Source organism: Pseudomonas sp. A1230 (assembly GCF_044218825.1).
Taxonomy (GTDB): domain Bacteria; phylum Pseudomonadota; class Gammaproteobacteria; order Pseudomonadales; family Pseudomonadaceae; genus Aquipseudomonas; species Aquipseudomonas iridis.
In genome coordinates, this window is record NZ_CP162582.1 from 2,232,851 (window position 1) to 2,257,149 (window position 24,299).

Genomic DNA, 24,299 nt, shown 5'->3' on the forward strand with positions numbered 1-24,299 from the left:
AGGTGGCTTTCTCTTACAGATGGATCAAGCGCTCTTAGTAAGCCTTGCCAGTCTTGTAGAAGTTTTCGAAGCAGAAGTTGGTCGCGTCGATGTAGCCTTCAGCGCCACCGCAGTCGAAACGCGTGCCTTTGAACTTGTAGGCCATTACGCAGCCGTTCTGGGCTTGCTTCATCAGGGCGTCGGTGATCTGGATTTCGCCGCCCTTGCCTGGCTCGGTCTGCTCAAGCAGGTCGAAAATGTCCGGAGTCAGAATGTAGCGACCGATGATGGCCAGGTTCGACGGCGCATCTTCCGGCTTTGGCTTCTCGACCATGCTGTGAACGCGGTAGATGTCGTCGCGAATCATCTCACCGGCAATCACGCCGTATTTGTGAGTTTCTTGCGGATCAACTTCCTGAATGGCCACGATCGAGCAGCGGAACTGCTTGTACAGCTTGACCATCTGGGTCAGTACGCCGTCGCCTTCGAGGTTGACGCACAAGTCATCCGCCAGCACCACGGCGAACGGCTCGTCACCGATCAGTGGGCGCCCGGTCAGGATGGCGTGGCCCAGGCCTTTCATTTCGGTCTGGCGAGTGTAGGAGAACGAGCACTCGTCCAGCAGTTTGCGGATGCCGACCAGGTATTTTTCCTTGTCGGTGCCTTTGATCTGGTTTTCCAACTCGTAGCTGATGTCGAAGTGGTCTTCCAGTGCACGCTTGCCACGACCGGTAACGATCGAGATTTCAGTCAGGCCAGCGTCCAGAGCTTCTTCAACGCCGTACTGGATCAGTGGCTTGTTTACCACCGGCAGCATTTCTTTAGGCATGGCTTTAGTCGCTGGCAGGAAGCGAGTACCGTAACCGGCTGCTGGGAACAAGCATTTCTTGATCATATAAGTCCTTGAAAAGGCTGTGTGTACGAGTTTCGGCGCAGTCTAATCAGGCGGCGTGCACCTTACAATGCCCCGCACTGGCTGACCGATGCCAAAATAGAGAAATATTCTCGCCGATAGTTCCATCGACATCTGCAGACCATCACCCAGCGTAGCGCAAAGTGACCGACGAGCAGGATTACCATACGCTCATCGCCCCCGTTGTGAACATTTTGCCGGTATCATGGCGACTTTGAACCAGCGAACGAGACAGATTAGATGGCCGCCGTAAAAATCATCAACGGGTATGTGATCGACAAGAAAGACGGAAAGTGGACTCTCACCACTACCAATGGCGAACACGTTGCCGGGCCTTTCGACAGCGAGCAGATGGCGACTGATGTTGCGTCGGTATTCACTGACACCCCTGCATCGGCAAAGCGCCGCGGCAAAGATCAGGACTGATCTGCTGCCAAGCGCCGCAAGCCCTGCCGTCGAGCAGGGCTTTTTTGTGCCTGACACACGACCGTCGAAAACAAGTGGCCAATCGCTATAACCTTTTCATACCGGCGCTGTCAGAGCGTCTAGTCCCCCACCGCTGAAGACGACACAACTATGAACATGAACAGATTTTTGCCACTGATCGCGGTACTGGTATTGAGCGGCTGCGCCACGTCCCAACCGACCACCCTGAACAACGGCGAACAGGGGCTGACCATCGACTGCTCCGGCGAAGCCAATTCCTGGGCCACCTGCTATGAAAAGGCTGACGCCTCATGCGCAGGGACGGGCTACCGTATCGTCGGCACTGACGGCACACCGGCGCCGAAGGAAAGCGAAAAGACACTGGGCGTCGATGTCGGTAACTACAAAAACCGCAGCGTGGTAGTCGTCTGCAAATAGACGCTACATGTGAATTTCCGCGAACTTGATCCCGAGTCCGCGTACGACTTCGATCAGGTCGTCGAGCCGATTGAAAGACTCGACTTCGTCGTTTTCGTCCACCAGGAAATAGCTGCGCCCGGCGCTCTTCTTGAAAAACACGATCCATTCTCCGGAATTTGCCGGGTTCTGAATGACATGTGTGGCAGAGATCAAACCCTCTGCATGGCGTTCCCGCACTTGCTCTCGCTTCATTGCAACTCCAGAAATGAAAATGCCGTCACAGCATGACTGTGACGGCATTGATGCTGATGACCAATAGTCTATCAGCCGGAAATACAGGCGTTGGCAGCGTTACGCACATCACGCGGGCGCACCGGCACGTTGGACATGCGCTCATGCAGCTTGATGCTGCTACCGCCGGAGCGGTTTTCGATATCAAACACGGCGGCGGGACCAGAAGACAGTTTGCCCGGAACAATCACGCGAACCCCCTCCTTTTGCGGCTGTACCTGCAGCGCGCCGCGGCTGTTCGCCAGTTTTTCGGTCAGGCATTGCGCATACTCATGAGGCTTCTTGCCAGAGATTACGCTTACGGTCGGTAGCGTTTCATTGATTTCGGAAACGTTCGCACAACCACCCATAGCCAAAACCAACGGCAGACACACCACACCCCACTTCATACAAAACCTCCGTTAAAGACCGTCCGACAGCACAAATGCCGTTTTTCTCCGGGGCCTTCTGCATTTAACCCGCATCCAATCGCGAATATCTGTTCAAAATTGTCAAACCAACGCCCGACGGCCAGATAATAACCTGTGCAGGCTGATAAACTGCGCCCAATTACAAGCTATCGTTTTGATTTTGTAGAAAAAGCCCTTCTGGAGGCGCCCATGAAATTCATTCACCAGCGCGAACACCTCAACGAAGACGACATCGTCGTCATCCAGTGCTCGCAAACCTGCAACATCCGTTTGATGAGCGACGCCAACTTCCGCAGCTTCAAAAATGGCGGTCGTCACTCTTACCACGGCGGCGCTTTCGACACGTTCCCGGCCCGCATCACCGCGCCGAGCACCGGATTCTGGAACATTACCATCGACACCGTCACCACCCGGGCAATCAGCGTTACACGCAAACCGACGCTGACGCACTCGATCAAGATCATCCGCCGCTCCAGCTCCAAACTCAGCTGAGCCGCCCCGCCCACACAGACAGGTATTCATGACCGTGGCCCAAACGACTAAATACGTCATCAAGTACAAGCTCAACGGCGAGCGCCGTTTCGAGTTCGCGCAACTGGAAAACGGCACCGCGGAAGAAGCAAAGGCTGCTCTCGACGCAATCCACGGGCAGACTGAAGATGTGATCAGCGATATCGCCGTCAGCAAAGCGCTGTAACGGACCAACAGAATGACTGCCCCAAGGTTTTGGTGATCGCTATGCAGCCGCACACTTTCGACCTGTTCGCTGATCACCAACCCGCACAGCAGCCCCGCGCGGAACAGATCGGTGAACAATCTTGGGTACTGCGCGGATTCGCCCTGCCGCTGACCGATCGATTGCTACCGGCGCTGGACGCCGTCCTGGTCGCCGCCCCACTCCGCCACATGGTCACGCCGGGCGGCTTCAGCATGTCGGTGGGCACCAGCAGTTGCGGGCAACTGGGCTGGATTACTGACCGCATCGGCTATCGTTACTCAAGGGTCGATCCACTCAGCGGATTGCCCTGGCCCGAGCTGCCGCCGGTGTTTGCCGATCTGGCAGAGACTGCGGCGCAGGAGGCCGGTTTTTCTGACTTCAAGGCAGATTCCTGCTTGATCAACCGCTATATCCCCGGCGCCAAGATGTCCTTGCATCAGGACAAAGACGAAAATGCCTACGCTGCACCAATCGTTTCGCTGTCGCTGGGCTTGCCGGCAATGTTTTTGTTTGGCGGTTTCGCTCGTGGTGACAAGAGCCAGCGGATCCCTCTGTTGCATGGCGACATGGTGGTTTGGGGTGGTGTCGATCGTTTGCGTTTCCATGGCGTTTTACCAATCAAGCAGGGGCGACACCCGCAACTTGGCGAACAACGCATCAATCTGACTTTTCGTGTTGCCGGATGAACCTTGAAAATTTGACCGCAAGGCCCGGAGTGTTGTGTTCACCAACGCTGGTTAACCTGAATCAAACAGGTCAACGGATTAGCCATCATGAAAACGCTTTCGAACACGCCCAACATTGAAGACGATCCACGCTGGGCCGCTGTTGTTGCGCGGGATGCTCGGGCGGACGGGACGTTTGTCTATGCGGTGAAGACCACAGGCATCTACTGTCGCCCGAGCAGTCTTGCGCGCTTGCCGAAACCGCAGAATGTGGAGTTTTTTGATACGGCGCTTGAGGCCGAAGCCGCCGGCTACCGCCCGAGCAAAAGGGCCAGCAAGGATCAGAGCGATGTGCTCGCGCAACATGCTGCCACCGTGGCGCTGGCATGCAGGCAGATCGAGTCCGCCGACACTTTGCCCGCGCTCAATGAACTCGCCGAAACGGCCGGTCTGAGCCCGTTTCATTTTCACCGTGTGTTTAAAGCCGCGACCGGACTGACGCCCAAGGGTTACGCCAGCGCCCACCGCTCGCGCCGCGTGCGTGAGCGCCTGGCAGACGGCGGCTCAGTGACCGATGCGTTGTATGACGCAGGTTTCAATTCCAACAGTCGTTTCTATGAAAGCGCCGATCACTTGCTGGGGATGAAACCCGGTGACTACCGCGCCGCCGGGCAAAACAACGACATTCGTTTTGCCGTCGGACAATGCTCGCTCGGCGCGATTCTGGTGGCACAAAGCGAGCGCGGGGTTTGCGCGATTTTGTTGGGCGTCGATCCTCACCAACTGGTGTGTGATCTGCAGGACCAGTTTCGCAAAGCCAATCTTATTGGCGCCGATGCAGGGTTTGAACAGTTGATCGCCAAAGTCGTCGGCTTTATCGAAACCCCGGCCATCGGCCTCGATCTACCGCTGGACGTGCGCGGCACGGCATTTCAGGAACGCGTTTGGCAGGCGCTGCGGGAAATCCCGGTTGGCAGCACCGCCAGCTACGCCGACGTTGCCCAACGAATCGGCGCGCCGACATCCATGCGCGCCGTGGCTCAGGCATGCGGTGCCAATCGATTGGCCGTCGCGATTCCCTGCCATCGCGTGGTGCGCAGCGATGGCAATCTTTCCGGTTATCGCTGGGGTGTCGAACGTAAACGGCAACTGCTGGAGCGTGAAACGCAACCCTGAAGCTGCGTACCACTTCAGCGATTGACGTCCACCACAACGCGCCCGCGAAGCTGTCCTGCAAGCAGTTTCGGCGCGGCATCAATAACGTCGCCGAGGGCGATTTCATGGCTGATCAATGGCAGTAAGGCGAAGTCCAGATCCTTCGCCAGTCGACCCCATGCCTCCACGCGGCGCGCTTTTGGCTGAGTCACGCTGTTGATCCCGGCCAGAGTGACGCCGCGCAAAATAAACGGCGCCACCGAGGCAGGGAAATCCATACCCTGGGCCAGACCGCACGCGGCGACGGTGCCCTCTGCACGCGTACTGGCGCAGGCATTCGCCAGCGTGTGGCTGCCGACCGAATCGATTACCGCTGCCCAACGTTCCTTGGCCAGCGGCTTGCCCGGCTCGGACAAGGTCGCGCGGTCGATGATTTCAGTCGCGCCCAATTGCTTGAGATAGTCATGCTCGGACACCCGGCCCGTGGACGCCACGACCTTATAGCCGAGCCTGCTCAGCAGCGCGATGGCAAAACTGCCCACACCGCCATTGGCCCCCGTCACAAGCACCTCGCCCTGCGCAGGCGTCACGCCATTACGCTCAAGCGCCAAAATGCACAACATTGCGGTGTAACCCGCCGTGCCGATCGCCATCGCCTGAGCAGCGGTAAAAGCGTTTGGCAACGGAATCAGCCAGTCGCCATTCAGCCGGGCCTTTTGCGCCAGGCCGCCCCAATGGCTTTCGCCCACGCCCCAGCCATTGAGCAGCACCTGATCGCCCACTTTATAGTCGGGATGTGAGCTGACCTCGACGGTGCCTGCCAGATCGATCCCCGGAACCAAGGGAAACTTGCGCACTACCGGACTGCTGCCGGTAATCGCCAGGCCATCCTTGAAATTCAACGTGCTGTAGGCGACGGCCACGGTCACGTTGCCCTCGGGCAACTGGTCTTCGTTGATCTGTTGAAGGTTGGCGCGATAACCGCTGTCGTCTTTATTGATCAAAATACCGTTGAACATGATGGCCTCTCATGGATGGATTTCAGGTGGTCATGGCTTTCAAATATCACATCGCAACACGTTGCCACACTCGACTTTCAGCCAATCCACGAATCGCCCGGGTATTTTCATGGCGGCGGTGATGGAGATGGCGTATTTCATCGACGCTGAGAACCTGCGTCAGGTGATGTTCACAATTTCAAAGTGGCCCGGAGTCTGGTTTTGCTGGTAAAACCGGCTTTGCCGTCCCTGCCCCGTTTCATCGTTCGGAGTCCGCTTCCATGAGCCAATGGCCAGATACACGCATTCTCGACCTGCTCGGCATTCAATCGCCGATCATTCAGGGCCCGATGGCCGGTGCGACAAATTCATCGATGGTGATCGCCGTGTGCAACGCTGGCGGCCTGGGTTCGATGCCGGCGGCGATGCTGAGCATCGAGCAGTTGCGAGAAGAGCTGAAAACGATTCGCGAACAGACCGACAAGCCCTTCAATGTGAATTTTTTCTGCCACCAGCCACCCGCCGCTGATGAGCAACGCGCACGCGATTGGAAGAACCTGCTGGAACCGTACTACCGCGAACTGGGTGTCGACTTCGAGGCGCCAACACCGGTATCCAACCGGGCGCCGTTCGACACGGCAGCGTGCGAAGTGCTGGAAGAATTCCGGCCGGAGGTGGTGAGTTTTCACTTCGGTTTGCCAGAGAAATCCCTGCTCGATCGAGTAAAGGCCACCGGCGCAAAAATCCTCTCTTCGGCAACCACCGTCGATGAAGCGATCTGGCTGGAACACAATGGCTGTGACGCGATCATCGCCATGGGCTACGAGGCCGGGGGTCATCGCGGGATGTTTCTCAGCGAGGACTTGAGCAGTCAAGTCGGCACGTTCGCACTGGTGCCGCAGATAGTCGATGCGGTGACAGTGCCGGTGATTGCCGCCGGTGCAATCGCCGATGCGCGAGGCGTCGCGGCAGCTTTCATGCTCGGCGCGTCAGCGGCTCAGGTTGGCACCGCGTACCTGTTCACCCCGGAAGCGAAAGTAAGCGCCTCTCATCACAAGGCACTGCGCACCGCCAAAGAGAGCGAAACCGCGATCACCAACATTTTCACCGGACGCCCGGCACGGGGCATTCTTAATCGTGTGATGCGTGAAATGGGGCCAATGTCGGCCAAAGCGCCGGCATTCCCGTTGGCCGGTGGCGCCCTGATGCCTCTACGTGCAAAAGATGACGCGCAGTTCGCCAACCTGTGGGCAGGCCAGGCATTCACGCTGGGCCAAGACCTCAGCAGTGCTGAACTGACTCGCCAATTGGCCGAGGGTGCATTGGCGAAGCTGAATGCGCGTTGATACCGCGCGCGGTGTGCGTTTCAGGTCAAGCGGCCCGTCAGGATAAATCCTCTCGCCACGAAGTGGGGATCGCTATATATTTCGCTACATAGCGATTTCCCCCTTCGCAACGGCGCAGCCCACCTCGAGTAAAGCTGCCCTGTGCACCGCCCTCAACGGAGCTGCTACATGACCATTCGCGCCTCACGTTTTGCCCCTGTCTGTCTCACTTCACTGCTTGCAGTTTTTGCCACCGGTGCTGCTCAGGCTGATGAAGTGCAGGTTGCTGTTGCTGCGAATTTCACGGCACCGATCCAGGCCATCGCTGCCGATTTCGAAAAAGACACCGGGCACAAACTGGTCGCAGCCTATGGCGCCACCGGCCAGTTCTACACGCAGATCAAGAATGGCGCGCCGTTCGAAGTGTTCCTCTCGGCGGACGACACCACACCGGAAAAACTGGAAAGAGAAGGCGATACCGTCAAGGGCTCGCGCTTCACTTACGCCGTTGGCACCCTGGCGCTGTGGTCGGCGAAGGACGGTTATGTCGATACCAAAGGTGAGGTGCTGAAGAAAAACGAATACCAGCACCTGTCCATCGCCAATCCGAAAACCGCACCATACGGCCTGGCAGCCACGCAAGTGCTGGAAAAACTGAAACTGACCGAAGCGACCAAAACCAAGATTGTCGAAGGCCAGAACATCACCCAGGCCTACCAGTTCGTTTCGACTGGCAACGCCGAACTCGGCTTCGTCGCGCTGTCGCAGATCTATAAGGAAGGCAAAGTCACCAGCGGTTCGGCGTGGATCGTACCGGCCAGCCTGCATGATCCGATCAAACAGGACGCGGTGATCCTCAGCAAAGGCAAGGACAACGCCGCCGCCAAGGCACTGGTTGAATACCTCAAGGGCCCGAAAGCCGCTGCGGTGATCAAGTCTTACGGCTACCAACTCTAAATGTCGCTGACGAGTGCCGATTTTGCGGCGATCTGGCTGACCCTGAAACTGGCGTCCCTGACCACCGCGATCCTGTTGGTTATCGGCACGCCGATTGCCCTGTGGTTGTCGCGCACCCGCTCATGGTTGCGCGGCCCGGTCGGGGCGATCGTCGCCCTGCCCCTCGTGCTGCCGCCGACCGTCATCGGTTTCTATCTGTTGCTGATGATGGGGCCACACGGTTTTCTCGGCCAGTTCACCCAATGGCTGGGCCTGGGCACTCTGACGTTCAGTTTCACCGGGCTGGTGATTGGCTCCGTAATCTATTCCATGCCGTTCGTGGTGCAACCGTTGCAAAACGCGTTTTCGGCAATCGGTACCCGCCCGCTGGAAGTGGCCGCAACGTTGCGCGCCAATCCGTGGGACACCTTTTTCAGCGTGATCCTGCCGCTGGCCCGCCCGGGTTTCATCACGGCGGCCATCCTCGGGTTTGCCCATACCGTCGGTGAGTTCGGCGTCGTGCTGATGATTGGCGGCAATATCCCCGACAAAACCCGCGTGGTCTCGGTGCAAATCTACGATCACGTTGAGGCGATGGAATACGCACAGGCCCACTGGCTGGCAGGCGCGATGCTGGTGTTTTCGTTTGTGGTGTTGCTCGCGCTGTACTCAAGCCGCAAGACCCGCGCGGGCTGGAGCTGATCGATGATTGATGCACGTTTGAAAATGGCCTTTTCAGGCTTCAGCCTGGATGTCGATCTGCACTTGCCGGGCCGCGGCGTCAGCGCGCTGTTCGGCCACTCCGGGTCGGGAAAAACCACGTGCCTGCGCTGTATCGCCGGGCTTGAACGCGCAGAGCAAGGCTTTATTCGGGTCAACGACGAGGTGTGGCAGGACAGCGACAACGGTGTTTTCGTCCCGCCGCACAAACGCGCGCTGGGTTATGTGTTTCAAGAGGCTAGCCTGTTTGCGCATCTGTCAGTGTTGGCCAACCTTGAGTTCGGTCTCAAACGTATTGCCAAGTCGCAGCGCCGGGTCGACATGACGCACGCCACTGAATTGCTTGGCATCGGGCATTTGCTTGAGCGTCATCCGCAGCATCTCTCGGGTGGCGAGCGTCAGCGTGTCGGCATCGCCCGTGCGCTGCTGACCAGCCCAAAACTGCTGCTGATGGACGAGCCGCTGGCAGCACTCGACAGCCAGCGCAAAAACGAAATCCTGCCCTACCTGCAGCGCTTGCATGATGAGCTGGATATTCCACTGCTGTACGTCAGCCATGCGCAGGACGAAGTCGCGCGCCTGGCCGATCATCTGGTGCTGCTCAGCGACGGCAAGGCCCTGGCCAGCGGGCCGATTGGTGAAACCCTCGCGCGTCTGGACTTGCCGATGGCCATGGGCGATGACGCCGGCGTGATCATCGAAGGCCAGGTCTGTGCCTACGACGCGGATTATCAGCTGCTGAGCCTGCAATTGCCGGCCACCGAAATGAGCATCCGCGTAACGCATGCGCCAATGGCGGTGGGCCAGACCTTGCGTTGCAAGGTACATGCGCGCGACATCAGCCTGACCCTGCAAAACAGCGAATCCAGCAGCATTCTCAATCGCCTTCCGGTCACCGTCATCAGTGAGCAGGCCGCGGACAATGCCGCGCATGTGCTGATTCGTCTAGACGCGGGCGGCACGCCTTTGCTGGCGCGCATTACAAGGTTCTCCCGCGATCAATTGGGCGTGCGTCCTGGCCTGCAGTTGTGGGCGCAAATAAAGGCAGTCGCGGTGCTCGCGTAAATCATTCGGCACGACGGCTTCGGCGTGCGGTCAATGGCTTTAACGACCACTGCGCCACCAAAGGAAGCCGCCATGCCCGACACCGAGCTGATCGATGCACTGCCATCCGACCTGCATTACGTCGATGACACACAGCCCGGCATCACCCGCAAAAAACTGCGCGGCAAGTTCAGTTATTTCGAACCGTCGGGGCAACGCATTACCGATGCGGATGAGATCAAACGCATCAACGCCCTTGCCGTGCCACCGGCCTACACCGACGTGTGGATCTGCCCCGACCCGAGCGGTCATCTTCAAGCCACCGGCCGCGACGCCCGTGGCCGCAAGCAATACCGATATCACGCGCGCTGGCGTGAGGTGCGTGATGCCGACAAGTATTCGCGGCTGCGCGAGTTCGGCCAGGCATTGCCGAAGTTACGCAAACAACTGGAAGCACTGTTGGCTGCACCGGGCTTCAGTCGCGACAAGGTCATGGCCACGGTGATCACCTTGCTTGACGCAACGCTGATTCGAGTCGGCAATACACAATACGCGCGGGATAATCGCTCCTACGGTCTGACCACCCTGCGCAGCCGACATGTCGAGGTCAACGGCAGTGCGATCCTGTTCCAGTTTCGGGGCAAGAGCGGCATCGAGCACCAGATCACCGTGAAGGATCGACGCCTGGCGCGGGTCATCAAACGCTGCCTGGAAATCCCCGGGCAGAACCTGTTTCAGTATCTGGATGAACACGGCGAACGGCATACCGTCAGCTCTTCCGACGTCAACAACTACCTGAAAACCCTGACCGGCGCAGACTTCACCGCCAAGGACTACCGCACCTGGGCCGGCAGCGCCTTGGCCTTATCTGTGTTGCGCGAGCTTAAACATGAATCAGAAACCGAAGCTAAACGGCATGTGGTGGACATGGTCAAAGGCGTCGCCAAACAGCTGGGGAACACGCCTGCAGTGTGCCGCAAGTGCTACATCCACCCGGCCGTGGTGGAAAATTTCATGCTAGGCGCGCTTGCCGAATTGCCGCGCCCACGCGTACGCAAAGGGCTGCGCACCGAGGAAGTGGCGCTGGCGATGTTTCTCGAACGCATGAGCGAGATGACCGTCGCCCCTTGATCGACTGCGCACCCTCCTTTAGGCTAGCCACCTTTCCGTCCTCAGGATGATCGCAAACGTGAACAATCCGGCCTTCTAAAAATGTAATCGCGACTTGCCGCTTATTAGCGCTTGTCAGTTTTCACGACATTTTCTGGAGGTGCCGATGACTCACGTCTCGCGTACGCCTGCACTCGTCTCCCTGAATCAAATGGGCTTTCAATTCGCCAATGGCGAGACGATTTTCAACGACCTCACTCTCAAATTCGATCATCTGCCGACTGCTATCGTGGGTCGCAATGGCATCGGCAAAAGCGTGCTCGCGCGGCTGATAGCAGGACAATTGCAGCCTGTCACCGGCAGTGTGGTGCGTCCGGTTTCGGTGAGCTACGTCGCGCAAAACTTTGTCGCAACTTGCGGGCAGACAGTGGCCGAAGCAACAGGCACGGCGCCGGGGCTCGCGGCGCTCGAGCGGCTGGCGATGGGCTGCGCCAGTAGCGAGGATTTCGACCTCATCGGCGAACGTTGGGATTTATCGGAGCGCTTGCGTCAGCGACTGGATGAAGCCGGACTGCCCGACATCGTTGCCAGCGACCTCACTCAAACGCTCAGCGGTGGCCAACAAGCCAGAATCGCCCTGATCGGCGCGCTGCTGAATCCCGATCAATTACTTGTGCTGGATGAGCCGACCAACCACCTCGACAACGCGGGTCGGCAATGGCTGATGAACGCATTGGAAGCATGGCGCGGTGGCCTGATTGTCGTCAGTCACGACCGCCAGTTACTGGAACAGATGCGTCGAATTGTCGAACTCACGCCATTGGGGGCGACTGTCTTCAGGGGGCGTTATTCAGAATTCACTGAACAGCGGCAGATCCATCAAGCCGCGGCGCAGGCACAGCTTGATCAGGCCCGAGTCGAACGCCAGCGCCAGCGTGCGCGACTGCAACGCGAGCACGACACAATCCAGCGCCACGCTGCCAGCAGTCGGCGCAACGCACAGACCGCCAACGTGGCGGGCTTCAAACGGGCGGCGATGAAAGCGGCTGCGCGGGAAATCATGGGCAACGTGCGCCTCGGCCAGCAGTCACGCAAAACCGATCTGGATACCGGGGTACGTGACGCCTTCGCGAAGGTCCTGCCTGACGAGGGTGTCTTGATCAATCTGCCGGGCAGCCTTGTACCGAGTACACGTCGGATCTGCACGTTGATCGACGCTCGTTTGCCTTGGCTAGCGGCTGATGCACCATCGTCGCGGCTGAACCTCGGCATCCACGGGCCGATGCGTATTGCGGTCAGTGGTCCGAATGGCTGTGGCAAATCGACGTTGTTGAACCTGCTAAGCGGTGAACTGAAGCCACTGTCCGGCGCTTGCAGCACCCATGTGCCATTGGCTTTCCTCGATCAGCAACTGACGTCGCTGGATGATCGTATGTCTATCGTTGAACAGCTGAAGGAGCAACAAACACCGCTGAGCGAAGGCACGTTGCGCAGTTACCTGGCACACCTGCAACTCAACGCGCAGCGCGTCACCCTGCCCTGCGCTTCACTCAGTGGCGGTGAACGCCTGAAAGCCGCGCTTGCTCTGGCGTTATGGCGTCAGACACCCGCCCAACTACTGCTGCTTGATGAACCGACCAATCACCTTGATCTGACTTCGGTAGAAGCTTTCGAGCAAGCCTTGCAGACCTTTCCTGGTGCGATTGTGGCGGTTTCCCACGATCAGGCGTTTCTACGGGCGTTAAACCCAACCCATGAACTGCAGTGGCACGCCGAAGGATGGCGTCTGCAACCGACGAGCTGACCTGGCTGTTTTTTGCACAATTGCTGAAGACTTCTATAGTTGATGTGACACGAATCAACTGCGGTGACGCCATGGAAGACATTTTCATCGTGAAGCGTTGCAACAAGATCATCATTCACGGGCGACGCGCCACTGATAGCCAGCATGATCCTGCAGAAGCCAAAAGCTGGTTTCGCATCTGCGATAGCCGCACTGGCGGTTTCATTGGCGATGGCTACGACGTGGAAGAGGACGCTCGAGACGAATGCAAGCGCCTCAACGCAGCCAGTTCAACCACACCGGCCCGACAGTTATCAAGCTGATGCCGATCAGCAGCGGGCCTATACTGAAACCAGCTGAAGGAGCAGCGCCCCATCGGCAGAAAGCTCGCAACTCGCGGGCTTTTTGCTGCTGTTCAGCGGTTTCAACGTACGGAGGTGTTTCATGTCCGAAAAAGAGTCCATCACCACCCTCCTCACCCTGCTCGACGCCCGGCAGGCCCGGCTCGCGGCCGCTTGCAAAGAGATAGCCGACTGGGTCGATCACCAGGGCGGGCACCCGACAGCCCTGCGCATCCGCGATCGCCTGAATGACATCGAAAAAGATGCTCCGCTGATTCGCAACTCACTGTCGGCGCTCAAGCCTATTGATCGGCCACTGCCTCGATTCAGATGACCGTGGGTTTGCGCGGTAATCATCTGAGCCTCACCAGCGGTGGCAAAAGTGTCACCGAAATCCTGCCTGGGCGCTTTTTATCTGGATTTTGAATTGGCGTGGGTCTTTTCACACAACCATCACATCTGCTGGCCTACAGTAGAGTTACTCCTTTAGAAACACCCCTCTCACCCGCCCGCATGCGGGTGTTTTTTTTCCTGTCGAAAAGCTCCCCGAACGTCGTTGTATTCAAATGGTCAAAATTTGTACACGTCACGAAGGAGACATTTCATGGTCATCCATTTCAACGTCGACGGGCATCTGGCCTGTGGTCACAAAGGTGAACAACTGAGCGCGAGCAAAGAACTCAATCGCGTGAAGTGCCGCAGTTGCCGCAATACCGATGCCTTCAAACAAGCAAGAAAAGACCAGCGCAATGCGGCCCGCCGCACCGCGCGAAGAGCAAAAACCCCACACGGCCCAACCAACTGGCGCGCCGAATGGATTGAACGGCTGACGACGATGGCCGGACTTCAGCGCTTGCCCCGCGGCTTTAGCGGACAAGCCTTTGTTTAGGACAGCATAAAAAGGGCCGATTCTCTCGGCCCTTTTTTCGTGTCTCTTCTGCGTAGATCCATCGCCGCTCATTCGACGGGGAGAAGAATCAAAGAGATGCATCATCCACGCGTTCGTCAAACGCGTTGCTATCGTCTGACCAACCCTTCTGGAAATTAACACTGGACTCAGGTTCGCCGCCGATACCGCGATGGTTGGCGGCGCTGCCATGTAAGTGTTTCCCATACCAGGTTGTAAGTGCACGTCGTGGCATTGGCTTCCGAGAAGCTATCCGAGCAACCTCACACATCTGCGATGTGAGGGTTTCGCATCTGCATAAAAAGATTGCCGATTCATTGTCAGATGATTTTTTTCAGCCTATCTTGAATAAAACCTATACAAAGCACTTGGCCGCGTACAACTCTTTAGCTACGGATTGGCCCTCACGCATACCAACGCCGCGAGAAACTTCAATGAACCCACTACTAGCCAGCCATTACCGTGAAATTCTCGTCGGCGTCGGTGAAAACCCCGAGCGCGAGGGGCTGTTAGACACGCCCAAGCGTGCCGCCAAAGCGATGCAGTATCTGTGCAATGGCTACACGTTGAGCCTGGAGGACGTCACCAACGGTGCCTTGTTCGAGTCGCAGAGCGATGAAATGGTGATCGTCAGCGACATTGAGCTTTATTCCTTGTGTGAGCACCACATGCTGCCCTTTATCGGTAAGGCGCATGTGGCCTACATCCCCACCGGCAGGGTGCTGGGGCTATCAAAGGTCGCGCGAGTGGTTGATATGTTCGCGCGTCGCCTGCAGATCCAGGAAAACCTCACTCGGCAGATTGCTGAAGCCATCCAGCAGATCACCGATGCCGCCGGTGTGGCGGTGGTCATTGAAGCCAGGCACATGTGCATGATGATGCGCGGCGTAGAGAAGCAGAATTCGGTCATGACTTCCTCCGTAATGCTGGGCGCCTTCCGTGATAGTTCGACGACGCGGCAGGAGTTTCTACAGCTGATCGGACGGCGATAAACCTATACAGGGCCTGCCCACTGTACAAGCCCATAGTTCGAAACTTCACACTCATCACCTTTGTACTTCAGGGAGTAAGGCAATGACCCGATTTCTACTGATACTGGCAATGGCCCTCAGCGTCGGGAGTTGCAGCAGTGTGGATGTCGCCCGTTATGCGGATCAGCAACCGGCATTGAATCTGGAGCATTTTTTCAGCCAGCCCGTCAAAGCCTGGGGGATGTTTCAGAAGCGCAGCGGTGAGGTTGTCAAGCGCTTCGAGGTCGACATCGTCAGCCGCCGCGAGGGCAACAACCTGATTCTCGACGAGCGCTTCCAATACAGCGACGGCACACGCCAGCGCCGCGTCTGGACCCTCACGCCCGAGGGCCAGGGGCGCTGGAGCGGTCGCGCAGATGATGTGGTGGGTGTCGCCAAGGGCCAAATCGCTGGAAACACGTTGCACTGGCGTTATCGCCTGAACCTGCCGGTCGACGACTCGACCTACGAAATGAGCATGGACGACTGGATGTACCTGATGGACGAGGACACGTTGATCAACCGCACCACTATGTCCAAGTTCGGGGTAGAGGTCGGCCAGGTGACGCTATTCTTCCGTCGCCAGGGCGCCGGTGCGAGCCAATGAATCGCGTATTGACCATGGACTCGCTCGGCGACGGTTATCGCGCGCTGGTGATCGGCGCCGGTGGAACCCTCGGCACGGCTTTTTGCGAACAGCTCGAACAGGATCCGCGCTGTGCCGGGGTTCGCGCGCTGGGGCGCCATACCGTTCCCGAGCTGGACCTTGAACGACCCGAAACGATTGCCAGCGCCGCCACCGAGCTGGCAACCGAAGCACCGTATCAACTGATCGTACACGCGGCCGGCCTACTCCATCGCGACGGGATCAAGCCGGAAAAAAGCCTCAGTGCAATCGAGCCGGAGGCGCTTCAGACCGTGTTTCAAGTGAACGCGCTGGGGCCGGCAATGGTGCTGCGCCACTTTCTGCCGCTGCTCGATCCTATGGGAGCGATGGCGATGCTTTCGGCAAAGGTCGGGAGCATTGGCGACAACCGTTTGGGCGGCTGGTACGCCTATCGTGCCTCCAAGGCTGCACTGAACATGCTGATCAAGACCGCCGCCATCGAACTGGCACGCACTCGCCCGCAGAGCCGCTTGCTCAGTCTGCACCCAGGCACGGTTGTCTCGGGGTTGTCGCAACCTTTCCGCGGAGCCTCCAGTGCCCGGCCGGCAGACGTTGCCGCGGCCCAATTACTGACCTTGATAGACCAGTTGACGCCGGCCGATAGCGGCCATTTCTTTGCTTACGATGGAGAACGCCTGCCCTGGTAGGCAAGGAGTGAAGCATGAACCTGAAGACCCTCACTGAACATGCGGCCAACAGCGAAATACGCGAGCTGGAACTGCTGTCACTCGAAGGTGGTTTTTATCTGGCGCGGATCCGCCTGGACCACGGCCAGTTCACCTTGCTTGATGATGCGACCAAGCCGATGCACCTGCGTTCGATCACCCACCTGCGTGACTTGCTGCAGACCGTCCCTGCATTTCCTTGCGTGCTGGTGCAGCAATGCGTGCACGACGAAATGTGCGGCCGGGATACAGGGCCTGTCGAAGAACTGCGCCTTCCGTTTTCGCTCACCACGCCATTATGAATCGGACAACGCCGGGCCTCGCGAAACCTGCCGTCACCAGCTGAGAATGTACGAGAACCAGTTCGAGACGCTCACCCCTTACATACGCTCGGCACGCCTGCAAAGCTATCAGTCCACGGTCGCCTTCATCGGTGATGGCGATAATTCGTTGAGCATGCGCTGGGTCAAGCTGGACTCGTACGCCTGCATGATCCACGCCGCCGGCGCCGGAGGTGGCTGGCAAACCGCTGCCTTTGGCAGCGTCGGTTGCGTCAAGGAGGACAGACAGCCGGACATCAGCAGTGGCAAGGCGATCGCGCAGGCGATCTTGGTCACGTTGGGCATCAGTAATTTTCCTGAAGCGAGTTTGCTCGCTAGTCGACAGCCGCTACCGAAGCTGCCGACCACCAGCCCCAGCACGCCAATCAACCGTCACGGCACGGTCACGCCAACACCTCACGGGCCCGATCCCAAAGTTCTAACCGATCAGCCAACCCGTTCAACCCACCGTTGATACGTCGAGTGATGATGTTGAACTGATCCCGATCTACCAAGTCGTTTAATCCGTTCTGTTTCCAGAACCATGCCACCGCCACCGCGGCGTGCTGAGGAAACTCGAGCAGTTCGGGATGGGTGATCTGGATTAGGCCGCGCCCGCAATACCTCCTGCCATCGCCGGCCACGGTGTTACCCAAGTCTTCGCGCCCCTCATACCCATGCTGGACGGCGGTTGGCCCCCAAATCTCGCGGACGTAACGAAGCTGGCCCGACTCATGACCAATCTGAGCAATGAACGCGGTGGTGAGTTTGTTGCCAACGATTTGGTACCGCTGCATCGCCGTATTCAGGACAGGTGCAAAAACGCCGGCTCGTTGGCCGGCGTTCGGGAGGATCTGCAGCAGCTGCTGCGATGTGATAGACATTCTTTTCTCCAGAAAGGATTAGACGTACAGTGGCGCTCCGAGGTTTGTTCTGTTAAATAAAAATAGGATTGAGTCGCTCATGGAACTAAAGCACTTATCAGAAGCAGTGATGCAACGATGGAAAACCAAAGAAGTTCATGACACTGATTTTTATGGTTTCACGCTAGGCTCAAGACGCATCAACACAATACTCGATATAGGTGCAAATCTTGGCCAAAGCATCATATCCTTCCGAATACTTTTTCCAGAAGCAACCATTCACTCGTATGAAGCAAACCCGATACTTATAGGCGAACTAAATAGCCTAGCGAGCGAAGTACCCGGAAACATAGAAATAAACCCCTACGGCCTAGCCGATAAAGGGGGCAGCTTTTATTTAAACATACCATATTCAAACGGAGAGGCCTTCATAGAAGAGGCTTCTATAACAGATTCATACTACGAACTTCCTTGGGTCAAGCAAAAGTTCTTGGAGCGCGGCGGGCTTACAAGGCTGGAGAAGGTCAAATGCGACTTGAGGGTTGGTGATGAATTAAAATTATCTCCCGACCTAATTAAGGTTGACGTCGAAGGCGCCGAGTCGATGGTTCTTCGCGGATTAAAAAGAACCATCGAGCGATCGAAGCCAATAATAATGGTAGAAAACTCAGATTGGCACAACGTATCCACAATCATGAAATCATTGGGATATGTTGCACGACGTTATGATCACGATGAAAACAAGTTATTGCCGATGAATGGACCAACAACAAACACATTTTATATATACCAAGGCCTTAGCCTGACTGATTCCATCAAGAAACTCTTACTCCTCAAATAATCAAAAAAGCTGTATTGGGTACTCTAAGCCGGACGCCCAATACACCGTTGGTTATTGGAATTACAATGCCGGTTAATCTGGATGGGTGTTTGGCTTGGCTTCCGGCGAGGCAGGCCACTCAATCGTCATCGGATACACCAGGCCACATTGGAATTTGTCCGGGAATGCGCAGAGCGCTGGGTGGTGCCAATTGTTTGGCTGGAGTTTCGCGACGATGACCAGGGCGTTGCGGTGGTGGATTACGCCACCGCCAGCCGCCAGGGCGAACCGTTCGAAGCCCTGATTCGCAAACGCAAGTACCTGCCCAATCCAGTCACCCGGTTCTGCACCATCGACCTGAAGATCCGCATCATTCACAAGTACCTGCGCAGCTTGGGCCTATCTACCGAGGAGGTTACGGTGGACAAGATGAACGGCATCCACGCCGAGTCGTGAAGATCCGGCACCGCAAAAGCACCAGCGAAAGCAAGTGGGTCACGATGTTGATGCCGCTGGCTGACGCCGGTGTCGGCGTGCAGGACGTGACGGACTTCTGGGCAGGCCAACCGTTCGACCTGATGCTGCCGACGATCAACGGTAGGACACTGGAAGGCAACTGCGACCTTTGTTTCCTGAAGGGTGCCAAGCAGGTCTATTCAATCATCGCCAGTGACCGGCCAAAGGCCGAATGGTGCGCACGCACGGAAAGCTCAGTTGTGTCCGGCGGCAAGTTCACCGGCGACGGCGCCCGATTCCGCAGTGACCGGACCAGCTACCAGCAAATGCTCGACTATTCAGATACGCAGTTCGACATGTTCGCAGACCATGAGGAAACAATTTCCTGCTTCTGCGGTGATTAGTTTCGGAAGTACCAAGAATAGATGAGGTCTCCGTAACCCCAGATAAGCGTTCCAATAATCGTGAGTGCAAAGGATCCAAAGGTCGCAATGACGAAGTGAACCTTGACCTCACTAAAAACACGCATCACATAGATGTCCCCCATGAACTGTCCGCGCAGCCTGGACCTGAGGTTTTCCGCAAATATGCCAATAAACAGTGCGCCGATAGTCTTTATCGACCCGCTTCGCTGGAACCACAAAGAAGCTTCCTGCCCCTCCGGAATGAATGAAGGCTCCAAGGAAAGAATTGAAATGATTACAGTTCCTGAGAGCGCAATCCATATACCTGCAAGGTACTTGCTTGCGACGGCCCTGAACGGTCGAAGAGCTTCTTCCGGGTAATCGCCATCTCTCATGTTCAGTCCCTCATTTGGTTTGCTGCCGATATAGCTACGAGAAAATGAACGGCTGGCCAAGTGTCACCACGATGGCCGTCACCGCCGTCAGCACGTTTGAATCTGAAAATCCCGTATGTAATTCACGTAAGGCCAGCTGACATGGGAGGACGACCAAGCAAACCCGGATCGATCGCCAGGCTGAGAGAACGAAAAAAAGCCAGTGACCGGGTGTTTTACTACTACGACACGGGCGGCAAGGACCGCAAAGAAATTCCGCTGGACAGCGATTACGGCTTGGCGATCATGGAATACGCGAAGCTTGAGCGTGATCGCACCGCAACCGATCTGGTCGCAAAGGTCATCACATTCCGCTACGTCGCCGAAAAATACATGGTCGACATCGTCCCAACCAAAGGCACAGCCACTCAGGCTGACAACAAGCGTGAGCTGAAAAACCTGATCGCTTTCTTTGACGATCCACCCGCACCGCTGGAAACGATCGAGCCATTGCACGTTCGCCAGTACCTCACTTGGCGCAAGGCCGCGCCGGTGCGGGCAAATCGCGAGAAGGCTCTGCTCAGCGCGATCTGGAATTACGCCCGGGATAAGGGCTACACATCGGTTGCCAACCCATGCGCGGGCATCAAGGGCAACAAAGAAACCGGCCGGGACACATATGTCGAAGATGCGCTGTTCTAGCGCGTACACGACAAGGCGGACGCGGGGCTACAAGACGCGATGGACCTCGCCTATTTGACCGGTCAACGAGTGACCGATACCCGGTTGATGGATGAACGCGACGTGCGCGACGGGCAGATTTGGGTGTTGCAGGGAAAGACTAAGGCAAAGCGTCGGATCGAGATAACAGGCGAGCTGAAGGTTTTGATTGATCGAATCATGTCCCGAAAGTCAGAACACAAGGTCCGCTCGACGCGGCTGATCGTTACAGAGGAAGGCACACCAATGACGGTGGCGATGTTGCGTAGGAGGTTTGACTTGGCCAGGCAGGCGGCCGGGGTGGAAAAATCTGAATTTCAGATGCGGGATTTGCGCGCCAAGGCAGGCACAGACAAAGCCGAGTCCAGCGGTGACATCATGCAGGCGAGAGATCAGCTTGGGCATACGACCGCTGTGATGACTGAGCAATACATACGCAATCGCATGGGCAAGAAAGTTACTCCCACCAAGTGAATTGCGGACCGACATCAAAATAGCGGACCAGAAACAAACAAGGGCTTGCATCAGCTTTCGCCCGCAAACCCTTGATTTAAGATGGTGCCCGAAGCCGGAATCGAACCGGCACGCCCTTACCAGCGGGGGATTTTAAGTCCATAACTTTTTACTTCTAATTCAGAAGCTTACGGCCAGCATTTTTCCGCATCACCGAAATTTCCCCTCCGTTCCAAGACAGCAAAACCAGCACCTGAAAATAAATTGCGGAAAGAAATCGGGCTGTAGGATCACGCATTTTAAGACAACTCAGATGCACGTCAGTAGCCAGACAGCCAAGGAATGGTAGACCAGCCCTGGGCGGACCGGCTTCCACGGCCACAAAAAAAGGCTCCCATACCAGGGCCAGGTGTGGGGGCCGATTGAACATAGGGCGGAATTCAATGAACAGGTCATTAAGGCCGCTATCGGCCAAAAGCGGCTACTCGAAGGAGTCTACGATCCTGTGGTCGATTCACTAAGCACCGTCACGATCTCTAGCTACCATGATCGCATTACGATTACAGCTAGCTAGATGCGAACGATAAGACGGCATGGTAGATTTCGTCAAAAATTCATTCTCGATTAGCAGGGAGCATTATGAGTCAGCAAGACCAACGCCTAACGGATCTGTACAGGCTTGTAACTAGTTACACTTCCAAAGGACATGAAAAGATACTACCAGCGCCAGAAAACGAAATGCTCCGATGGTTTGAAGGTTTTAAGTTTCTTAATCCAGCGTCTTGGGCTGCAAACCCAAAAAAGATTCCGTACATTGCCGTCACTGCACTTATTGACTCGTACTCATGTCTTCCTCGTCGCCCCGACATGGCATTTACATACCTTTGGACAGCCATCAATAACAGCTATAACGATTTATTCCTTATACACAACACAACTAGCAAAAGACTTGGCGACACCAAGGCGATTGAAAAGTCATTGGACTTGATTTCTAATATCCTTCAATCAAATATTGAAAACAAAGCGGCAATCCCCGACGATTATGAAAACAAGACGATAAATGAAATTGTCATTGAGTTCGCAAAGCGCTTGCCGGATAAAACCCTTAACTTTTTGGCCTCATACATTTTGAAGGGCATGGCTGTTACGAGGCATAACGACAACCAGAACCAAACTAAAATAAGAGAAATCCATATCTCGTCTTCGTATCAAACATTCGCAAATAGATTTAAAGTAATTCACAATCATCTATATTGGAATTACGGACGAAACTACTCAAAAATTTGCTCCATTAAGGAAGCTGTAGATAAAACTAGCGTAAATTATGGTATCAGCGAAGCAAATGCAGAAACTTCTCGAAAAATAACCCGAGCAATGAGGAAAGAGCTCCAAAGGATTTTAGTAAACAATCCAACGCTAGATCAATTCGATACAAATGGAAATCCGCTACCTCAGGAAATTTCATTTGCATCTGAGATTCAGAGGATAGAGTTTTTAGTGTTTAGCTTGCTGTATGCCTCAAGAAACAACAATATCCATGGGAACGTAGCATCGCGTGTGAACAGTATATTCTCCAACGCTGACACCGTTACCGCTGCAACATGGAATTTCTTATTTGGGTATTTCTACCTTTCACTTCTTCTACTCTGCTTAAAACAAATTGATCTAGACGACCTAGATATCCACCTATCTAATCTTAAGCTGCTTAAGGTAACTAGCAAAGACACCAAAAATAAATGACTGCATCTGGCTGGAAGCATCTGCTCACTGACGTCTGCTTCCGGCCAAAAAGCGGACATTGACCGAGGGCTGCTGGCAGCACCTTGGCGTACTTCTGGTCATTTGGTTGGCGCCTAGGATCGTCTAGAGCACAGCGATACTGGTTCATCACGGTCATCTCGGGTGGCATACCCGCATTCGTACTGTATATACTCTAGGTCTGCATCAATATCCTTACCGCCAATAGACATACTTTCCGTGAAAGAATGTCTGATCGCGAGCGGTGACTCGCACATTGGGCAAATTAGGTCGGTTTCTTTGAGAAGCTGCCACGCAGACGACACGCTTTCCCGCAAGGCCATTAATTCGCCTTGCTTCTTAGCGAGTTCCACCTCGGAGCGCTCACCGTTCTTCTCTAATCTTCGAACTTCTTCAATAGCAGTTTGTGCTCGTTGGCTTATTACTCTTAATAGATCGTCAGCAGAACTATAACGAGTGCAAATATGAACAAATAATTGATGGCCCTTCAGGGCGAACGTTGATGTCCCGTGACGAACCCAAGTGTCACCACTGTGGGTAAAATACATTTCATTAGGCCTGCCGCTTGGCACTCTGATATCTATAACAAACTTATCTTCAATCTCCGCTCCAACACTGATCAATGGTCGAAGGATTATTTCAACCGCAGCTTGTGGGAAGTTAGGGGTGATAGACGATACTGCGGCACCAATATTTCTCTGTAATTGGTCTCGTCCCTCCCGACTTAACGTGACGCCTTCGACTATGCCTGCATCACTAACACCGAAGAGAATTCGCCCACCTTTTCCATTCAAAAAGCCAATAAGGTACTTTGGAAGTTGTTGGCCGATTGATTTTGTGGGATTACTTGACACCAAGGTCTTGAACTCAAGCGTTTCAGACTCTTCATCTTTGATTTTCTCCATAAGCCTGTACGAGAGAGGGTTGAATTGTGACATCAATCTGTCAAATTCATTGGTTATGGGTTGGTCGTCGGGCTTGTAGTATCCAGCTTTGACAAGTCTAGTGAAGTCTATTTGAAACACGTCCTCATCTGAGTAAATTTCGCAGAGCAGTCGTTCGAATTGGTATCCATGAATCCAAATATTTTGAGAGGGCAGCAAAAACTCGGAACTACAACCCTGTATGAAGTCCAGCAGGGTGCTTGAATAGTTGTTCAGGTCGAACTGTGCCATGTAGTTATAACTTTTATTGTCTTCGCTTCTCCATTGGCTGACCAGCTCAACAAGCTGCTCGACTGTAACTTTACAGCCATAGTCAAGAAACAACTTGCACTGGGGTATGTCGTCATCACTTAACTCCTCATATCCTTTTTGTAGGGTGCTGACAATCTGCTCACGAACGTGAGTGAGTGAGTACCCCAATGCTTCTAGCCTGCGGCGTAGTTCTCGAACAGTGATTTGGTAGGCGCGAAAAAATGAGTCATCTGCAATACCACCAACCGCGACCAGATCGGATGCGTTGAACAGCATTGCCTGGTGGTCTCCAACACGCTTGGCAGTACCCCCGAGATACGTACCGCCGATGCGAACTTCGCTCTCAGTCGCCATTTGGTATTCCTGCTGTTTATTCAATTCTCTCAGAAACGTACGTGACCCCGTCAGTTGGTGGCCGGACATTCCTTAACATCCGTCTCCGTACATATGAG

General features: G+C 55.6%; 28 protein-coding genes and 3 pseudogenes. 23 read left to right on the forward strand and 8 right to left on the reverse strand.

Translation table 11 applies throughout. The annotated features are described in order from the left end of the window. Positions 1-34: 34 nt before the first annotated feature. Positions 35-874 carry a UTP--glucose-1-phosphate uridylyltransferase GalU gene (gene galU / locus AB4P97_RS10535; RefSeq protein WP_042559350.1) on the reverse strand — a complete coding sequence of 280 codons (840 nt, stop codon included), beginning with the start codon at positions 872-874 and terminating at the stop codon, positions 35-37. Between the two features lie 258 nt (positions 875-1,132). Here galU and AB4P97_RS10540 point away from each other — a divergent pair, with 258 nt between their 5' ends. Further along, positions 1,133-1,318, forward strand: coding sequence for a hypothetical protein (locus tag AB4P97_RS10540; RefSeq protein WP_042559351.1), 186 nt, complete (start codon positions 1,133-1,135; stop codon positions 1,316-1,318). Positions 1,319-1,468: 150 nt separating this feature from the next. Beyond that, a complete protein-coding gene (locus tag AB4P97_RS10545; protein ID WP_080896026.1) occupies positions 1,469-1,756 on the forward strand; it encodes a hypothetical protein in 288 nt (95 codons plus the stop codon). Positions 1,757-1,759: 3 nt separating this feature from the next. Here the strand turns inward: AB4P97_RS10545 and AB4P97_RS10550 are convergent, their stop codons facing one another. Together AB4P97_RS10550 and AB4P97_RS10555 are read right to left on the reverse strand one after the other, a co-directional pair. Beyond that, on the reverse strand, positions 1,760-1,990 hold the full coding sequence (locus tag AB4P97_RS10550) for a hypothetical protein (protein WP_042559352.1): 231 nt from the start codon (positions 1,988-1,990) through the stop codon (positions 1,760-1,762). Between the two features lie 71 nt (positions 1,991-2,061). Then, entirely contained in the window at positions 2,062-2,418 is a 357-nt protein-coding gene (locus AB4P97_RS10555) for a hypothetical protein (protein WP_042559353.1), read from the reverse strand. A gap of 210 nt (positions 2,419-2,628) precedes the next feature. Here AB4P97_RS10555 and AB4P97_RS10560 point away from each other — a divergent pair, with 210 nt between their 5' ends. The 4 genes from AB4P97_RS10560 to ada all read left to right on the forward strand — a co-directional run bounded on the left by AB4P97_RS10560 (position 2,629) and on the right by ada (position 4,998). Then, the gene (locus tag AB4P97_RS10560; RefSeq protein ID WP_042559354.1) at positions 2,629-2,931 is read left to right on the forward strand and encodes a DUF1883 domain-containing protein; all 303 of its coding nucleotides are present in this window, start codon (positions 2,629-2,631) and stop codon (positions 2,929-2,931) included. 28 nt (positions 2,932-2,959) lie between these two features. Beyond that, entirely contained in the window at positions 2,960-3,136 is a 177-nt protein-coding gene (locus AB4P97_RS10565; protein WP_155401126.1) for a hypothetical protein, read from the forward strand. 41 nt (positions 3,137-3,177) lie between these two features. Then, on the forward strand, positions 3,178-3,843 hold the full coding sequence (alkB, locus tag AB4P97_RS10570; RefSeq protein ID WP_395602615.1) for a DNA oxidative demethylase AlkB: 666 nt from the start codon (positions 3,178-3,180) through the stop codon (positions 3,841-3,843). Between the two features lie 87 nt (positions 3,844-3,930). Continuing rightward, positions 3,931-4,998, forward strand: coding sequence for a bifunctional DNA-binding transcriptional regulator/O6-methylguanine-DNA methyltransferase Ada (ada, locus tag AB4P97_RS10575; RefSeq protein WP_395602616.1), 1,068 nt, complete (start codon positions 3,931-3,933; stop codon positions 4,996-4,998). Between the two features lie 14 nt (positions 4,999-5,012). Here ada and AB4P97_RS10580 read toward each other — a convergent pair whose 3' ends face one another. Next, positions 5,013-5,996, reverse strand: a complete 984-nt coding sequence (locus AB4P97_RS10580; protein WP_395602617.1) for an MDR family oxidoreductase — start codon at positions 5,994-5,996, stop codon at positions 5,013-5,015. Positions 5,997-6,256: 260 nt separating this feature from the next. Between AB4P97_RS10580 and AB4P97_RS10585 the strand changes: the two genes are divergently transcribed. From AB4P97_RS10585 to AB4P97_RS10645, 13 genes are all read left to right on the forward strand, one after another. Further along, positions 6,257-7,321, forward strand: a complete 1,065-nt coding sequence (locus AB4P97_RS10585; RefSeq protein WP_395602618.1) for an NAD(P)H-dependent flavin oxidoreductase — start codon at positions 6,257-6,259, stop codon at positions 7,319-7,321. A 168-nt stretch (positions 7,322-7,489) separates the two neighbouring features. Further along, positions 7,490-8,257, forward strand: coding sequence for a molybdate ABC transporter substrate-binding protein (modA, locus tag AB4P97_RS10590; RefSeq protein WP_273875585.1), 768 nt, complete (start codon positions 7,490-7,492; stop codon positions 8,255-8,257). Then, positions 8,258-8,938, forward strand: a complete 681-nt coding sequence (gene modB / locus AB4P97_RS10595; RefSeq protein WP_047301428.1) for a molybdate ABC transporter permease subunit — start codon at positions 8,258-8,260, stop codon at positions 8,936-8,938. A gap of 3 nt (positions 8,939-8,941) precedes the next feature. Beyond that, positions 8,942-10,021: a molybdenum ABC transporter ATP-binding protein gene (gene modC, locus AB4P97_RS10600; RefSeq protein WP_395602619.1), complete on the forward strand. Its 1,080-nt coding sequence runs from the start codon at positions 8,942-8,944 to the stop codon at positions 10,019-10,021. A gap of 72 nt (positions 10,022-10,093) precedes the next feature. After that, positions 10,094-11,131: a DNA topoisomerase IB gene (locus AB4P97_RS10605; protein WP_042559362.1), complete on the forward strand. Its 1,038-nt coding sequence runs from the start codon at positions 10,094-10,096 to the stop codon at positions 11,129-11,131. Positions 11,132-11,276: 145 nt separating this feature from the next. Beyond that, complete coding sequence (locus AB4P97_RS10610; protein ID WP_115146936.1) at positions 11,277-12,914, forward strand: ATP-binding cassette domain-containing protein; 1,638 nt, start codon at positions 11,277-11,279, stop codon at positions 12,912-12,914. Between the two features lie 71 nt (positions 12,915-12,985). Further along, on the forward strand, positions 12,986-13,216 hold the full coding sequence (locus AB4P97_RS10615) for a hypothetical protein (protein ID WP_042562104.1): 231 nt from the start codon (positions 12,986-12,988) through the stop codon (positions 13,214-13,216). 121 nt (positions 13,217-13,337) lie between these two features. Next, positions 13,338-13,568 carry a hypothetical protein gene (locus tag AB4P97_RS10620; protein ID WP_042559364.1) on the forward strand — a complete coding sequence of 77 codons (231 nt, stop codon included), beginning with the start codon at positions 13,338-13,340 and terminating at the stop codon, positions 13,566-13,568. 270 nt (positions 13,569-13,838) lie between these two features. Continuing rightward, positions 13,839-14,123: a hypothetical protein gene (locus AB4P97_RS10625; protein WP_042559365.1), complete on the forward strand. Its 285-nt coding sequence runs from the start codon at positions 13,839-13,841 to the stop codon at positions 14,121-14,123. Positions 14,124-14,575: 452 nt separating this feature from the next. Continuing rightward, a complete protein-coding gene (gene folE, locus AB4P97_RS10630) occupies positions 14,576-15,133 on the forward strand; it encodes a GTP cyclohydrolase I FolE (RefSeq protein WP_047301436.1) in 558 nt (185 codons plus the stop codon). A gap of 82 nt (positions 15,134-15,215) precedes the next feature. Next, positions 15,216-15,758, forward strand: a complete 543-nt coding sequence (locus AB4P97_RS10635) for a DUF3833 domain-containing protein (protein WP_042559367.1) — start codon at positions 15,216-15,218, stop codon at positions 15,756-15,758. Next, positions 15,755-16,465, forward strand: coding sequence for an SDR family oxidoreductase (locus tag AB4P97_RS10640; protein ID WP_395602620.1), 711 nt, complete (start codon positions 15,755-15,757; stop codon positions 16,463-16,465). The genes AB4P97_RS10635 and AB4P97_RS10640 overlap by 4 nt, the downstream gene beginning before the upstream one ends. 14 nt (positions 16,466-16,479) lie before the next feature. Next, positions 16,480-16,785, forward strand: a complete 306-nt coding sequence (locus tag AB4P97_RS10645) for a DUF6482 family protein (RefSeq protein WP_042559369.1) — start codon at positions 16,480-16,482, stop codon at positions 16,783-16,785. A 76-nt stretch (positions 16,786-16,861) separates the two neighbouring features. Here the strand turns inward: AB4P97_RS10645 and AB4P97_RS10650 are convergent. After that, a pseudogene (locus AB4P97_RS10650) lies at positions 16,862-17,152 on the reverse strand (lysis protein); the annotation flags it as partial. A 55-nt stretch (positions 17,153-17,207) separates the two neighbouring features. Then, the gene (locus tag AB4P97_RS10655) at positions 17,208-17,687 is read right to left on the reverse strand and encodes a chitinase (RefSeq protein WP_042559371.1); all 480 of its coding nucleotides are present in this window, start codon (positions 17,685-17,687) and stop codon (positions 17,208-17,210) included. A 79-nt stretch (positions 17,688-17,766) separates the two neighbouring features. Between AB4P97_RS10655 and AB4P97_RS10660 the strand changes: the two genes are divergently transcribed. Together AB4P97_RS10660 and AB4P97_RS10665 are read left to right on the forward strand one after the other, a co-directional pair. Next, a complete protein-coding gene (locus AB4P97_RS10660) occupies positions 17,767-18,507 on the forward strand; it encodes an FkbM family methyltransferase (RefSeq protein WP_395602621.1) in 741 nt (246 codons plus the stop codon). A 135-nt stretch (positions 18,508-18,642) separates the two neighbouring features. After that, positions 18,643-19,346 (forward strand): annotated as a pseudogene (locus tag AB4P97_RS10665) (Nin-like protein); the annotation flags it as partial. Here AB4P97_RS10665 and AB4P97_RS10670 read toward each other — a convergent pair. Next, a complete protein-coding gene (locus tag AB4P97_RS10670; protein ID WP_395602622.1) occupies positions 19,343-19,741 on the reverse strand; it encodes a hypothetical protein in 399 nt (132 codons plus the stop codon). The pseudogene AB4P97_RS10665 and the gene AB4P97_RS10670 sit on opposite strands and share 4 nt — an antisense overlap. A gap of 141 nt (positions 19,742-19,882) precedes the next feature. Here AB4P97_RS10670 and AB4P97_RS10675 point away from each other — a divergent pair. Further along, a pseudogene (locus tag AB4P97_RS10675) lies at positions 19,883-20,914 on the forward strand (tyrosine-type recombinase/integrase). Between the two features lie 618 nt (positions 20,915-21,532). Beyond that, positions 21,533-22,633 carry a hypothetical protein gene (locus tag AB4P97_RS10680; RefSeq protein ID WP_395602623.1) on the forward strand — a complete coding sequence of 367 codons (1,101 nt, stop codon included), beginning with the start codon at positions 21,533-21,535 and terminating at the stop codon, positions 22,631-22,633. Positions 22,634-22,746: 113 nt separating this feature from the next. Here the strand turns inward: AB4P97_RS10680 and AB4P97_RS10685 are convergent, their stop codons facing one another. After that, entirely contained in the window at positions 22,747-24,270 is a 1,524-nt protein-coding gene (locus tag AB4P97_RS10685; RefSeq protein ID WP_395602624.1) for an RNA-binding domain-containing protein, read from the reverse strand. Between the last annotated feature and the right edge of the window lie 29 nt (positions 24,271-24,299).

Excerpts from the sequence above, each read along its gene's own strand:
- galU (WP_042559350.1), bottom strand. The coding sequence starts at position 874 with ATGATCAAGAAATGCTTGTTCCCAGCAGCCGGTTACGGTACTCGCTTC.
- AB4P97_RS10550 (WP_042559352.1), bottom strand. The coding sequence starts at position 1,990 with ATGAAGCGAGAGCAAGTGCGGGAACGCCATGCAGAGGGTTTGATCTCT.
- AB4P97_RS10555 (WP_042559353.1), bottom strand. The coding sequence starts at position 2,418 with ATGAAGTGGGGTGTGGTGTGTCTGCCGTTGGTTTTGGCTATGGGTGGT.
- folE (WP_047301436.1), top strand. The coding sequence starts at position 14,576 with ATGAACCCACTACTAGCCAGCCATTACCGTGAAATTCTCGTCGGCGTC.
- AB4P97_RS10545 (WP_080896026.1), top strand. The coding sequence starts at position 1,469 with ATGAACATGAACAGATTTTTGCCACTGATCGCGGTACTGGTATTGAGC.
- AB4P97_RS10625 (WP_042559365.1), top strand. The coding sequence starts at position 13,839 with ATGGTCATCCATTTCAACGTCGACGGGCATCTGGCCTGTGGTCACAAA.
- AB4P97_RS10655 (WP_042559371.1), bottom strand. The coding sequence starts at position 17,687 with ATGTCTATCACATCGCAGCAGCTGCTGCAGATCCTCCCGAACGCCGGC.
- AB4P97_RS10565 (WP_155401126.1), top strand. The coding sequence starts at position 2,960 with ATGACCGTGGCCCAAACGACTAAATACGTCATCAAGTACAAGCTCAAC.
- AB4P97_RS10680 (WP_395602623.1), top strand. The coding sequence starts at position 21,533 with ATGAGTCAGCAAGACCAACGCCTAACGGATCTGTACAGGCTTGTAACT.
- AB4P97_RS10620 (WP_042559364.1), top strand. The coding sequence starts at position 13,338 with ATGTCCGAAAAAGAGTCCATCACCACCCTCCTCACCCTGCTCGACGCC.
- AB4P97_RS10610 (WP_115146936.1), top strand. The coding sequence starts at position 11,277 with ATGACTCACGTCTCGCGTACGCCTGCACTCGTCTCCCTGAATCAAATG.
- AB4P97_RS10615 (WP_042562104.1), top strand. The coding sequence starts at position 12,986 with ATGGAAGACATTTTCATCGTGAAGCGTTGCAACAAGATCATCATTCAC.
- ada (WP_395602616.1), top strand. The coding sequence starts at position 3,931 with ATGAAAACGCTTTCGAACACGCCCAACATTGAAGACGATCCACGCTGG.
- alkB (WP_395602615.1), top strand. The coding sequence starts at position 3,178 with ATGCAGCCGCACACTTTCGACCTGTTCGCTGATCACCAACCCGCACAG.
- AB4P97_RS10540 (WP_042559351.1), top strand. The coding sequence starts at position 1,133 with ATGGCCGCCGTAAAAATCATCAACGGGTATGTGATCGACAAGAAAGAC.
- AB4P97_RS10645 (WP_042559369.1), top strand. The coding sequence starts at position 16,480 with ATGAACCTGAAGACCCTCACTGAACATGCGGCCAACAGCGAAATACGC.
- AB4P97_RS10560 (WP_042559354.1), top strand. The coding sequence starts at position 2,629 with ATGAAATTCATTCACCAGCGCGAACACCTCAACGAAGACGACATCGTC.
- AB4P97_RS10580 (WP_395602617.1), bottom strand. The coding sequence starts at position 5,996 with ATGTTCAACGGTATTTTGATCAATAAAGACGACAGCGGTTATCGCGCC.
- modA (WP_273875585.1), top strand. The coding sequence starts at position 7,490 with ATGACCATTCGCGCCTCACGTTTTGCCCCTGTCTGTCTCACTTCACTG.
- AB4P97_RS10685 (WP_395602624.1), bottom strand. The coding sequence starts at position 24,270 with ATGTCCGGCCACCAACTGACGGGGTCACGTACGTTTCTGAGAGAATTG.
- AB4P97_RS10605 (WP_042559362.1), top strand. The coding sequence starts at position 10,094 with ATGCCCGACACCGAGCTGATCGATGCACTGCCATCCGACCTGCATTAC.
- AB4P97_RS10585 (WP_395602618.1), top strand. The coding sequence starts at position 6,257 with ATGAGCCAATGGCCAGATACACGCATTCTCGACCTGCTCGGCATTCAA.
- modB (WP_047301428.1), top strand. The coding sequence starts at position 8,258 with ATGTCGCTGACGAGTGCCGATTTTGCGGCGATCTGGCTGACCCTGAAA.
- AB4P97_RS10635 (WP_042559367.1), top strand. The coding sequence starts at position 15,216 with ATGACCCGATTTCTACTGATACTGGCAATGGCCCTCAGCGTCGGGAGT.
- AB4P97_RS10640 (WP_395602620.1), top strand. The coding sequence starts at position 15,755 with ATGAATCGCGTATTGACCATGGACTCGCTCGGCGACGGTTATCGCGCG.
- modC (WP_395602619.1), top strand. The coding sequence starts at position 8,942 with ATGATTGATGCACGTTTGAAAATGGCCTTTTCAGGCTTCAGCCTGGAT.
- AB4P97_RS10660 (WP_395602621.1), top strand. The coding sequence starts at position 17,767 with ATGGAACTAAAGCACTTATCAGAAGCAGTGATGCAACGATGGAAAACC.
- AB4P97_RS10670 (WP_395602622.1), bottom strand. The coding sequence starts at position 19,741 with ATGAGAGATGGCGATTACCCGGAAGAAGCTCTTCGACCGTTCAGGGCC.